Genomic DNA, 11,931 nt, shown 5'->3' on the forward strand with positions numbered 1-11,931 from the left:
CCAGCTGAGCTACGGATGCAAAATGGCGGTGAGGCGGGGATTCGAACCCCGGATGCAGCTTTTGACCGCATACTCCCTTAGCAGGGGAGCGCCTTCAGCCTCTCGGCCACCTCACCACACAACGCCTCTTTCGAGTGCTTCGAGCAACTCGTTAAGAGCTTCTCGTCGCTGCGTGGCGCATATATTACTTTCTGGGACTTATAAGTCAAACAATTTTCCACATGCTTTTTTCGTTTGCGCAATTCGCACGCAATTCGCATGTAAAAGCCGCAAAGAGAGTGTTTTATAAGCGGATTTTGCAGGCATCTTCACAGAATTGTGTTGAGAGAAGCGCGTCTTTTGGATGAGATAAGATTATGAGAGTGGTCAAAAACGAAGCGTTTGAAATAGAACGGTAACTTTATGCAGGAAAAATAGCAGGAGGGTTGCGTCTCGCCCGACAGCGAGACGCGACAATATCAGTAACTGGACTGCTGGGATTTTTCAGCCTGGATACGCTGGTAGATCTCTTCACGGTGGACAGATACTTCTTTAGGAGCGTTAACACCAATACGTACCTGGTTACCCTTTACCCCTAAAACTGTCACGGTGACCTCATCCCCAATCATGAGGGTCTCACCAACTCGACGAGTCAGAATCAGCATTCTTTGCTCCTTGAAAGATTAAAAGAGTCGGGTCTCTTGTATCCCGGCATTATCCATCATATAACGCCAAAAAGTAAGCGATGACAAACACGTAAAGTGTAAGCAGTCACGGCATCACATTCTGTTAAACGTAAGTTTAGCCGATATACACAAACTCAACCTGACTTTATCGTTATCGATAGCGTAGTGAGCAAGACGCCATAACGTTACCGCTATGGCGTCTGCTTGTGCTTTGTAGTTATTACAGTTTCGCGCTTACCCAGCTTTCAACGCTGGCTAATGCCGCGGGAAGTGCCGCCGCATCCGTACCACCGGCTTGCGCCATGTCCGGACGACCGCCACCTTTGCCACCCACCTGCTGGGCGACCATGCCAATCAGTTCCCCTGCTTTAACACGATCCGTCACATCCTTAGAGACGCCCGCAATCAGAGAAACCTTACCCTCTGCGACCGTTGCCAGCACGATAACCGTCGAACCAAGCTGGTTCTTCAGATCGTCGACCATGGTACGCAGCATCTTAGGCTCAACGCCCGCCAGATCGCTGACCAGCAGTTTGACGCCCTTAATGTCTACCGCTTTGCTGGAGAGGTTTGCGCTCTCCTGCGCCGCAGCCTGTTCTTTCAGCTGCTGGAGTTCTTTTTCCAGCTGACGGGTACGATCCAGCGCGACACGCACTTTTTCGCCCAGGTTCTGACTATCGCCTTTCAGCAGCTGCGCGATCTCGTGCAGCTGGTCGCTCTGCGCATGCAGGCTGGCAATCGCGCCTTCCCCGGTCACCGCCTCAATACGACGCACGCCTGCCGCCGTCCCCGACTCGGAAACGATGCGGAACAAGCCGATGTCACCGGTGCGGGATGCGTGAGTACCGCCACACAGTTCGGTAGAGAAGTCGCCCATGCTCAGCATGCGAACGCGGTCGTCATATTTCTCGCCAAACAGCGCCATCGCACCTTTCTTCTTCGCTGCCTCGAGATCCATGATGTGGGTTTCGATTGGCAGGTTACGGCGGATCTGGGCATTCACCAGGTCTTCCACCGCACGAATTTCAGACGGCTTCATTGCTTCAAAATGCGAGAAGTCGAAACGCAGCACTTTGTCATTAACCAGAGAACCTTTCTGTGCAACGTGCGTACCCAGCACTTCGCGCAGGGCTGCGTGCATCAGGTGGGTTGCCGAGTGGTTCAGACGAATGCGCGCGCGGCGAGCTTCGTCAACGTTGGCCTGAACGCCCTCGCCCACTTTCAGAGAGCCGGAAACCAGTTTGCCCTGGTGACCAATTGCCTGACCGTATTTCTGGGTATCGCTTACGCTGAAGCTGAAGCCATTGCCTTTCAGTTCGCCTTTATCGCCAACCTGGCCGCCCGATTCCGCATAGAACGGCGTTTTATCCAGGATAACAACCGCTTCCTGGCCCGCGCTAATGCTGTCTACGGCTTTACCGTCAACAAACAGCGCGGTCACGTTGCTGGTCAGGGCCAGCTCTTCGTAGCCTTTAAATTCAGACGCGCTATCAACGCGGATCATCGCGTTGTAGTCCGCGCCAAAACCGCTGGATTCACGCGCACGACGACGCTGCTCTTCCATTGCGGCTTCAAAGCCTGCTTCGTCAACTTTGATGTTGCGCTCGCGGCAAACGTCAGCCGTCAGGTCAACCGGGAAGCCGTAGGTGTCGTACAGGCGGAAAGCGGTTTCGCCATCCAGCGTGTCGCCCTTGAGTTTCGCCAGCTCGTCGTCCAGCAGCGCCAGACCGCGCTCCAGCGTACGGGCAAACTGCTCTTCTTCGGTTTTCAGAACCTGTTCAACCTGCGCCTGCTGGCGTTTCAGCTCATCGCCGGCAGAGCCCATCACGCCAATCAGTGGCCCAACGAGTTTATAGAAGAAAGTGTCCTTCGCGCCCAGCATGTTGCCATGGCGGATCGCACGACGAATGATACGACGCAGCACATAGCCACGGTTTTCATTCGACGGGATAACGCCGTCAGCAATCAGGAACGCACAGGAACGAATATGGTCTGCGATAACGCGCAGTGATTTGTTGCTCAGATCGGTTGCGCCCGTTACCTCAGCAACGGCTTTGATCAGGGTGCTGAACAGGTCAATCTCATAGTTGGAGTTAACGTGTTGCAGAACGGCCGCGATACGCTCAAGGCCCATACCGGTATCTACGGACGGTTTTGGCAGCGGCTCCATGGTGCCGTCGGCCTGACGGTTGAACTGCATGAAGACGATGTTCCAGATCTCAATGTAGCGATCGCCATCTTCTTCCGCGCTTCCCGGAGGGCCCCCCCAGATGTGGTCGCCATGATCGTAGAAGATCTCGGTGCACGGACCGCAAGGGCCGGTGTCGCCCATCTGCCAGAAGTTATCAGACGCGTAAGGCGCGCCTTTGTTGTCACCGATACGGATGATACGTTCGCGCGGGATACCCACTTCTTTTTCCCAGATGTCGAACGCTTCGTCATCGGTCTCATACACGGTCACCCACAGACGCTCTTTCGGCAGATTGAACCAGTTTTCACCGGTCAGCAGTTCCCACGCGTATTGAATGGCGTCGTGTTTGAAATAGTCGCCGAAGCTGAAGTTACCCAGCATTTCGAAGAAGGTGTGGTGGCGCGCGGTGTAACCGACGTTTTCCAGATCGTTGTGTTTACCGCCCGCACGCACGCAACGCTGTGAGGTTGTGGCGCGGGAATAATTACGCTTGTCGAGACCAAGGAACACATCCTTGAACTGGTTCATCCCGGCGTTGGTAAACAGCAGAGTCGGGTCATTGTTCGGTACCAGGGAGCTGCTGGCAACAACCTGGTGTCCCTTACTATGGAAAAAATCGAGAAACGCCTGACGGATCTCAGCGGTGCTCTTGCTCATAATTATCCTGAAATCAAGCTAACGAAATGTCGCAGCAGATCTGTATCTGTAAACAGTTGGACGGACCAGCTACTGGAAAAAGTGGGAATAAGATAAGTTTTCTTTAGTGGGAAGTAAAATCCCGCATGCGTTCAATCGGTAAAATTACGCCAGATATCCTGAATATCTTCCATCAGGAAGCCGCGGTAGAGCAAAAAGCGCTGGATTTTAACTTTTTCTGAAAATTCACGCGGCAGCGGCTCACCGTACTTTCGTACCGCCTGCTCACGCGCCAGTTCGCACCAGTCAATTTCACTTTCGCGCATGGCTTTTTCAATCGATTCACGGGCTACCCCTTTCTGGTTCAGCTCCTGGCGGATACGCGCTGGCCCATAGCCTTTACGACCACGGCTGGCAAGAAAGCGAGCGGCAAAACGGCCGTCATCCAGATAGTGATGCTCGTAGCACCAGGCAACCACGCGGTCATAATCTTCCGCGGTGGCATCAATGTCTTCCGGACCGTTTTTGCTCATGACGGGCGCTGACAGTTTCCGCCGCAGCTCCTGTTCGCTATGGTCACGCACGGCAAGAATACGCACGGCCCGATCCAGCAAGCGTGAGTAGGCTGGTCGGCGTGATGTCGGTTCACTCATAAAAAACCTGTCGATTCAGAAATGCAAAAAGGGCCGCATCAGCAGCCCTTCATTTTTATCCGAGAGGATTAAAAGTCTTCGTTGGTTTCTTCAGCATCCGCGCCGTCGACCACGAAATCAGGTTTAGAGTCCTGGTTGTTCAGCAGGAGTTCACGCACCTTCTTCTCAATCTCTTTCGCCGCCGCCGGGTTCTCTTTCAGCCAGGAGATAGCATTCGCTTTACCCTGACCAATCTTGTCACCGTTGTAGCTGTACCATGCGCCCGCTTTTTCAATCAGCTTCTCTTTCACGCCCAGGTCAACCAGCTCGCCGAGGAAGTTGATACCTTCGCCGTAGAGGATCTGGAACTCAGCCTGTTTGAACGGTGCTGCGATTTTGTTCTTCACAACCTTCACGCGGGTTTCGCTACCGACTACGTTATCCCCTTCTTTCACCGCACCGATACGGCGGATATCCAGACGGACAGAAGCGTAGAATTTCAGAGCGTTACCGCCGGTGGTGGTTTCCGGGTTACCGAACATTACACCAATTTTCATACGGATCTGGTTGATGAAGATCAGCAGCGTATTGGACTGCTTCAGGTTACCCGCCAGCTTACGCATCGCCTGGCTCATCATACGTGCCGCGAGGCCCATGTGAGAGTCACCGATTTCACCTTCAATTTCCGCTTTTGGCGTCAGCGCCGCAACGGAGTCGACGATGATCACGTCAACCGCGCCTGAGCGCGCCAGCGCGTCACAAATTTCCAGTGCCTGCTCGCCGGTGTCCGGCTGGGAGCACAGCAGGTTGTCGATATCAACGCCCAGTTTACGGGCATAGACCGGGTCCAGCGCGTGCTCGGCATCGATAAACGCACAGGTTTTACCTTCGCGCTGTGCCGCCGCAACAACCTGCAACGTCAGGGTAGTTTTACCCGAGGATTCCGGACCGTAGATTTCTACGATACGGCCCATCGGCAAACCGCCAGCGCCCAGTGCGATATCAAGAGAAAGCGAACCAGTGGAGATAGTTTCCACATCCATGGAACGGTCTTCACCCAGGCGCATGATGGAGCCTTTACCGAATTGCTTTTCGATCTGGCCCAGTGCTGCCGCCAACGCTTTCTGTTTGTTTTCGTCGATAGCCATTATTACTCCTGTCATGCCGGGAGAAGCAACTGCGCTTCACCATGGACTTCTGTTCTGTTGAGGCAATTATACTGTATGGTCATACAGTATCAAGTATTTTGTAGAAATTGTTGCCAGAGCGTTTTTAACGCGTATTCCGTTGCCTGACGACGCACGCTTTCGCGGTCGCCGCTGAAGCATTCCCGGCGGGTGATCCCTTCACCTTTTGAGGTGGCAAAGCCAAACCAGACGGTGCCGACAGGCTTCACGTCGCTGCCGCCGTCCGGCCCCGCGATACCGCTGATGGAGATAGCGTAATCTGCGCGCGCCTCTTTCAGCGCGCCAATCGCCATCTCGATCACCACCGGCTCGCTGACCGCGCCATGCTGCTCAAGCGTGGCTTCACGCACGCCGATCATCTGCGCTTTCGCCTCGTTACTGTAGGTCACAAAGCCGCGTTCAAACCAGGCGGAACTGCCAGCAATATCGGTAATTGCTTTCGTCACCCAGCCGCCGGTGCAGGATTCTGCGGTCGTGAGAGTCGCGCCGCGCTGTTTCAGCGCCAGCCCCACCACTTCGCTTAGCTGCATCAATTCATGGTCAGTCATTCTCGCTCCAGGCCTTAGAAAAACATGCAGCACAAGATAGCACTTTCTCATCAAATATGGGGATGCGCGTCGGGTTTTACGAGGGGGCTTCAGAAAAAAGCCGATGCGGACGCATCGGCCAGAGAGACGCTTATTTCATGCTGTTAGCGAGGGTGTCCACATTGTGGCGAAACGCCTTGACGTAGGTGTCCGCCACGCCGCCCTTCGCGGACAGCGCTTCCGGGTAAAGTTCACCACCCGGCTGGGCGCCCGTGGCGGTCGCAATCTGCTTCACCAGGCGTGGGTCAAGCTGGTTTTCCATAAACCAGGTTTTCACGCCGTCAGCTTTAATCTGATTGATGATCTCCGCTACCTGCGCCGCGCTGGCTTCACTCTCAGACGACAGCCCCTGCGGCGCCATAAACGTCACGCCGTAGGCGCGGCTGAAATAGCCGAAGGCGTCGTGGCTGGTCAGCACTTTGCGCTTCGCCTGTGGGATGTCGCTGAAACGCTTTTTAGCCCAACCGTCCAGTTGAGAGAGCTGCGCAATATAGGGTTTACCGGTAGCTTCAAGCGCCGCCGTATCTTCAGGATCGGCCTTCACCAGCCCTGAGAGAATATTTTGCGCATACAGCGCGCCGTTCGCCGCGCTGTTCCACGCGTGCGGATCGGTCACGGTTTTACCGTCCTCTTCCAGCGTGTGCGTTTTCACGCCGTCCGAAGCAACCACCAGTTGGCCTTTGAATCCGGAGGCTTTCACCAGACGGTCGAGCCAGCCCTCCAGCCCCAGCCCATTGACCACCACCATGTCAGCTTTACTCAGCGCCGCGCTGTCTTTGGGCGAAGGTTCGAAAGTATGGGGATCACCGTCCGGCCCCACCAGCGTCGTCACCTTCACACGATCGCCGCCAACCTGCTGCGTGATGTCTCCCAGGATGGAAAAGCTGGTCACCACATTAAGCGTTTTCGCCATTACGCCGTGCGTCATCATGCCGAGCGCGAGCGCCACGGCTAATCCTGTACGTTTCATCGTTTCCCCTTGCGTTAAAAAAGCGCCCGCAGGCTATCCGCCAGCCTGCTGCGCGTGCCAAATAAAACTGAAATAAAGAACAATGCGCTGGCGGTCAGCACAATGGAGGGCCCGGCGGGCAGACTCACTGCCCAGGAAAGGCTTAAGCCCAGCCACGCGCAAAAAATACCGCTGATACCCGCCATCAAAAGTAACCCTGGCAATGTGCGCACCCAGCAGCGTGCCGCCACGGCGGGTAACATCATCAGCCCGACGGCCATCAGCGTGCCGAGCACCTGAAAACCGGCTACCAGGTTGAGCACCAGCAGCGCCAGAAACAGACCGTGTAACATCCCGGGCAGCCAGCGCGCGTTCACCTGCAACCACGCGGTATCAAACGCTTCGCTGACCAGCCCCCGATAAAAAATCGCCAGCGTGAGGAGCGTGAACATGCAAACGCCCGTCACGAACAGGGCTGACGCGCTATCCACGGCGAGAATGGAGCCAAACAGAAGATGAAGCAGATCGACATTTGAACCGCGCAGCGACACCAGCGTGACGCCCAGCGCCAGCGAGCCCAGGTAAAACCCCGCGAAGCTGGCATCCTCTTTAAGCGGCGTGCGGCGGCTGACCAGCCCGGCCACCAGCGCAACGGCGATCCCGGCAATAAACCCGCCGACAGTCATTGCCAGCAGCGACATCCCGCTGAGCAGATAGCCCACCGCGACACCCGGCAAAATGGCGTGAGAAAGAGCGTCCCCCATCAGGCTCATCCGACGCAGTTGAAGAAATACGCCCAGCGCAGTGGTGCTGACGGAGAGCGCCAGGCAAACCACCAGCGCGCGCCGCATAAAGCCGTACTCAATAAACGGCTGGAAGAAGAGATGCCAGATCATGCCACCCTCACCCGCTCGGTTTTCCAGTGCGGCGTATCAGCATCCAGCCGTAGCGTTTGTGGGAAGTGACGCGAGACGCGTTCGCTGTCGTGCAGTACCGCCAGCAGGGTCTGCCCCTGCATATACATCTCCAGCATCAGATCCATCAGCACGTTGCAGGTCGCTTCATCGACGCCGGTGAAAGGCTCATCCAGCATCACCAGCGGCGCCTGCTGCACCAAAACGCGGGCAAACAGCATGCGCTGAAACTGGCCGCCGGAAAGTTCATCTATGGTAGAGAACGCCATGGACTCCAGCCCCACGCGCTCCAGCGCGCCAGCAATGCGCATGCGGGTATCCCGACGAAAACCGGCAAACAGTGAGATTGCTGGCCAGCAGCCCATACTCACCACGTCCTGCACGGTCAGAGGAAATTGCGCCTCCAGCGCGTGACGCTGCGCCAGCCAGCCCACCACCGGACGTCTCCCCTGCCAGCGAAACGTACCGCTGACGGGCGGAAGAAAGCCGGCGAGCGTTTTCAGCAGCGTGGATTTGCCGCAGCCGTTGGCCCCGACGATGGCGGTCATGCTCCCGCGTTCAATCACGCCGGACAGCGCGCGCGTAACGGGCTGGCGATCGTAACCCGCCACCAGGTCGTTCATCACGATCATGGCAACGCCACCGCCCAGCGCACGGCCAGGCCGAGAAACAGAATGAGCACCAGCGCCAGCAGCAGCCGAACCGGGGATGAGAGAGAAAACAGGGACATGGAAATCTCAATTCAAAAATAATGTTATAACATAACAATAATGAAAATCGATTAAGATGTAAACGGTGGGAGTGAAATGGGAGTGTGGCGAAATGTTTCTGCAAACTTCCCTCTCCCGTGGGAGAGGGTCAGGGTGCGGGCAGCCATGCCGGGTGGCGGCGTTGCCTTACCCGGCCTACCCGTCAGGGTAACTTACTGGCTAAACGGTGACGCTGCCGGCACACGCGCCTGAGACACCGCCAGCCCCAGCTGCCACACCGCCATCGCATAGTGCGTGCTGTGGTTGTAGCGGGTAATGGTGTAGAAGTTCGGCAGCCCGAACCAGTACTGATAACCGGTTCCGACATCCAGGCGCAGCAGGCTCACCTGGTCAACATTGCCCAGCGGCTGCGACGGCGTTAAGCCTGCCGCAGCCAGCTGCGCCACGCTGTATTTGGTTTTAAATCCGTTTTCCAGACCAAACGCTTCGCCGTTCGCCTGTACCGCCACCTGGCCGCCCGGCGTCCAGCCATGCGCTTTGAAGTAGTTGGCCACGCTGCCAATGGCGTCTTCGGGATCCCACAGGTTGATGTGACCATCCCCGTTAAAATCTACCGCGTACTGCTTATAGGAGGACGGCATAAACTGGCCGTAGCCCATTGCCCCGGCGAACGACCCTTTCAGATCGAGCGGATCGTCCTGTTCGTCTCGCGCCATCAGCAGGAAGGTTTCCAGCTCGGAAGAGAAATACTCGGCGCGGCGCGGGTAGTTGAAGGAGAGCGTCGCCAGCGCATCAAGGATGCGGGTTTTACCCATAATGCGTCCCCAGCGGGTCTCGACCCCAATAATACCGACGATGATCTCCGGCGGCACGCCATAGACCTGCCACGCACGGTTCAGGGCGTCTTCATACTGATTCCAGAACACCACGCCATTCTGCACGTTGTCCGGGGTAATAAACTGTTTGCGATAGCGCAGCCACGCGCCGTTTGGCCCGGTCGGAACCTGGGCTGTCGGCGCCTGCCTGTCCATCAGGCGCAGCACGTAGTCCAGACGCTTCGCCTGAGACAAAATGGCATGCAGCTGCTGGCGGTCAAAACCGTGCTTGCTCACCATTTTATCGATGAACTGTTCGGCCGCAGGGTTATTCGCGAAGTCGCCGCCCATCTGCATCATATTGTGCTGCGGCTCCAGCAGGAATCCTCCGGAAGGCGCGCCCGCCGTTGGCTGAGCGGCTTCGGTCTTGGGTTTGCTACTACAGGCGGACAGGAGAATAAGCGCAGGCAACAGCGCTGCATAACGACGCTTGAACATGTGGCATCCATTTAACGAGTTCGGTAAGAACCCAGTATGGTAAAGCATCCCCAACTCCTCAAGGAAGCGGTACGCACCCCCTCAGCGCAAATCCGCGCTTTTTTCCACCAAAAATTATTCACCTCACCAATAAACTTTCAAAATAATACATTTTTCTTTCATTGTGAGACCTGATTAACACTTTAAAACCTTTCAAAGTGATTATTATTAGCCGCAGATAGACAAAAACAAACGCCCTACAGGAGAGAAGAATGATAGAAACCATCACCCACGGCGCCGAGTGGTTCATCGGGCTGTTTCAGAAAGGCGGCGAGGTATTCACCGGCATGGTGAGCGGGATCCTGCCCCTGCTGATCAGCCTGCTGGTGATCATGAACGCCCTGATTAACTTTATCGGCCAGCAGCGTATTGAACGCTTCGCCCAGCGCTGTGCCGGCAATCCGCTGTCCCGCTACCTGATCCTGCCCTTCATCGGCACCTTTGTGTTCTGCAACCCGATGACCTTAAGCCTCGGCCGCTTTATGCCAGAGAAGTACAAGCCGAGTTATTACGCCGCCGCCTCCTACAGCTGCCATTCAATGAACGGCCTGTTCCCGCACATTAACCCCGGCGAGCTGTTTGTTTACCTCGGGATTGCCAGCGGTCTCACTACGCTGGGACTGCCGCTCGGCCCGCTGGCGGTGAGCTATCTGCTGGTCGGCCTGGTGACTAACTTCTTCCGCGGCTGGGTAACGGACCTCACTACCGCCATTTTTGAGAAAAAAATGGGCATTCAGCTTGATGAGAAAGTCCAGCTTTCAGGAGCCACAGTATGAACCGGATCCGCATAGAGAAAGGCACGGGCGGCTGGGGCGGCCCGCTGGAGTTCGACGCCACCGAAGGCAAAAAGATCGTCTACATCACCGCCGGCACGCGCCCGGCGATCGTCGACACGCTGCGCGAGCTGACCGGCTGGGAAGCAGTCGACGGCTTCAAAGAGGGTGAGCCGCCGGAAGCGGAAATCGGCGTGGCGGTTATCGACTGCGGCGGCACCCTGCGCTGCGGCATCTACCCGAAGCGCCGCATTCCGACGGTGAATATTCACTCCACGGGCAAATCAGGCCCGCTGGCGCAGTACATCCTTGAGGACATTTATGTCTCGGGCGTGAAGGAGGACAACATCACGCTGGTGAATGGCACACCCGCGCCGCAAAAAGCAGCCCCGCGCGAGTACGACACCAGCAAAAAAATCACCGAGCAGAGCGACGGCCTGCTGGCGAAGGTCGGGATGGGGATGGGGTCCGCCGTGGCGGTGCTGTTCCAGTCCGGGCGCGACACCATCGACACGGTGCTGAAAACCATTCTGCCGTTTATGGCGTTCGTCTCGGCGCTGATCGGCATCATCATGGCCTCCGGCCTCGGCGACTGGATTGCCCACGGCCTCGCCCCGCTCGCCAGCCACCCGCTCGGCCTGGTGACGCTGGCGCTGATCTGCTCCTTCCCGCTGCTGTCGCCGTTTCTCGGCCCGGGCGCGGTGATTGCCCAGGTCATCGGCGTGCTGATTGGCGTGCAGATTGGTCTGGGGAATATTCCCCCGCACCTCGCCCTGCCCGCCCTGTTTGCCATTAACGCTCAGGCGGCGTGCGACTTCATCCCCGTCGGGCTGTCGCTGGCGGAAGCGCGCCAGGAGACCGTGCGCGTGGGCGTCCCCTCCGTGCTGGTGAGCCGCTTCCTGACGGGCGCGCCAACGGTGCTAATTGCCTGGTTTGTCTCCGGCTTTATTTATCAATAAGAGGTTCCTGCCATGACCGTGATTTACCAGACCACCATTACCCGCATCGGCCAGAGCGCGGCCGATGCGCTGAGCGACCAGATGCTGATCACCTTCCGCGAAGGCGCCCCGGCAGATATCGAAGAGTTTTGCTTTATCCACTGCCACGGCGAGTTAAACGGCGAGCTGAAGGCCGGTGGCCAGCTGGAGCTGGGCAAGGCGCGCTATGCCGTAACCGCCGTCGGTGACGTCGCCGAGCAAAACCTGCGCGAGCTGGGGCACATCACCTTGCGTTTCGACGGCCAGCCGCGGGCGGAGTATCCCGGCACGGTTCACGTTGAGGGGCCGGTTCCGCAGGCCGTCACCCCAGGCTGCACGTTAAAATTTATTTCGTAAT

12 protein-coding genes and 1 tRNA gene are annotated in these 11,931 nt (G+C 57.0%); 3 read left to right on the top strand and 10 right to left on the bottom strand.

All coding sequences use genetic code 11. The annotated features are described in order from the left end of the window. Positions 1 to 23: 23 nt before the first annotated feature. The 10 genes from IM290_RS07785 to mltB all read right to left on the bottom strand — a co-directional run bounded on the left by IM290_RS07785 (position 24) and on the right by mltB (position 9,784). Positions 24 to 116 (bottom strand) — tRNA-Ser (locus IM290_RS07785). A 342-nt stretch (positions 117 to 458) separates the two neighbouring features. Continuing rightward, the gene (csrA, locus tag IM290_RS07790) at positions 459 to 644 is read right to left on the bottom strand and encodes a carbon storage regulator CsrA (RefSeq protein ID WP_000906486.1); all 186 of its coding nucleotides are present in this window, start codon (positions 642 to 644) and stop codon (positions 459 to 461) included. Between the two features lie 241 nt (positions 645 to 885). Next, entirely contained in the window at positions 886 to 3,513 is a 2,628-nt protein-coding gene (alaS, locus tag IM290_RS07795; protein ID WP_193042634.1) for an alanine--tRNA ligase, read from the bottom strand. 131 nt (positions 3,514 to 3,644) lie between these two features. Then, positions 3,645 to 4,145 (bottom strand): recombination regulator RecX, encoded by a 501-nt coding sequence (gene recX, locus IM290_RS07800; protein ID WP_017382782.1) that lies wholly within the window; start codon positions 4,143 to 4,145, stop codon positions 3,645 to 3,647. Positions 4,146 to 4,213: 68 nt separating this feature from the next. Next, complete coding sequence (recA, locus tag IM290_RS07805; protein ID WP_015571667.1) at positions 4,214 to 5,272, bottom strand: recombinase RecA; 1,059 nt, start codon at positions 5,270 to 5,272, stop codon at positions 4,214 to 4,216. Positions 5,273 to 5,361: 89 nt separating this feature from the next. Then, positions 5,362 to 5,859, bottom strand: coding sequence for a nicotinamide-nucleotide amidase (gene pncC, locus IM290_RS07810; RefSeq protein WP_193042633.1), 498 nt, complete (start codon positions 5,857 to 5,859; stop codon positions 5,362 to 5,364). A 130-nt stretch (positions 5,860 to 5,989) separates the two neighbouring features. Beyond that, positions 5,990 to 6,868 (bottom strand): metal ABC transporter substrate-binding protein, encoded by an 879-nt coding sequence (locus IM290_RS07815; RefSeq protein WP_193042632.1) that lies wholly within the window; start codon positions 6,866 to 6,868, stop codon positions 5,990 to 5,992. Positions 6,869 to 6,882: 14 nt separating this feature from the next. Then, positions 6,883 to 7,743, bottom strand: coding sequence for a metal ABC transporter permease (locus IM290_RS07820; RefSeq protein WP_015571669.1), 861 nt, complete (start codon positions 7,741 to 7,743; stop codon positions 6,883 to 6,885). Further along, entirely contained in the window at positions 7,740 to 8,393 is a 654-nt protein-coding gene (locus IM290_RS07825) for a metal ABC transporter ATP-binding protein (protein WP_193042631.1), read from the bottom strand. Before IM290_RS07825 ends, IM290_RS07820 begins: the two co-directional genes overlap by 4 nt. A 290-nt stretch (positions 8,394 to 8,683) precedes the next feature. Beyond that, positions 8,684 to 9,784 (bottom strand): lytic murein transglycosylase B, encoded by a 1,101-nt coding sequence (gene mltB / locus IM290_RS07830; protein ID WP_015571672.1) that lies wholly within the window; start codon positions 9,782 to 9,784, stop codon positions 8,684 to 8,686. Positions 9,785 to 10,035: 251 nt separating this feature from the next. Here mltB and srlA point away from each other — a divergent pair, with 251 nt between their 5' ends. From srlA to srlB, 3 genes are read left to right on the top strand one after another with little or no spacing between them, the layout of a single operon-like run. Continuing rightward, on the top strand, positions 10,036 to 10,599 hold the full coding sequence (gene srlA, locus IM290_RS07835) for a PTS glucitol/sorbitol transporter subunit IIC (protein WP_193042630.1): 564 nt from the start codon (positions 10,036 to 10,038) through the stop codon (positions 10,597 to 10,599). Further along, positions 10,596 to 11,555 carry a PTS glucitol/sorbitol transporter subunit IIB gene (locus IM290_RS07840; protein ID WP_193042629.1) on the top strand — a complete coding sequence of 320 codons (960 nt, stop codon included), beginning with the start codon at positions 10,596 to 10,598 and terminating at the stop codon, positions 11,553 to 11,555. The genes srlA and IM290_RS07840 overlap by 4 nt, the downstream gene beginning before the upstream one ends. A gap of 12 nt (positions 11,556 to 11,567) precedes the next feature. Beyond that, positions 11,568 to 11,930, top strand: a complete 363-nt coding sequence (srlB, locus tag IM290_RS07845; RefSeq protein WP_017692786.1) for a PTS glucitol/sorbitol transporter subunit IIA — start codon at positions 11,568 to 11,570, stop codon at positions 11,928 to 11,930. Position 11,931: the final 1 nt, after the last annotated feature.

The organism is Enterobacter cloacae complex sp. S1 (genome assembly GCF_014930525.1).
Taxonomy (GTDB): domain Bacteria; phylum Pseudomonadota; class Gammaproteobacteria; order Enterobacterales; family Enterobacteriaceae; genus Enterobacter; species Enterobacter hormaechei_C.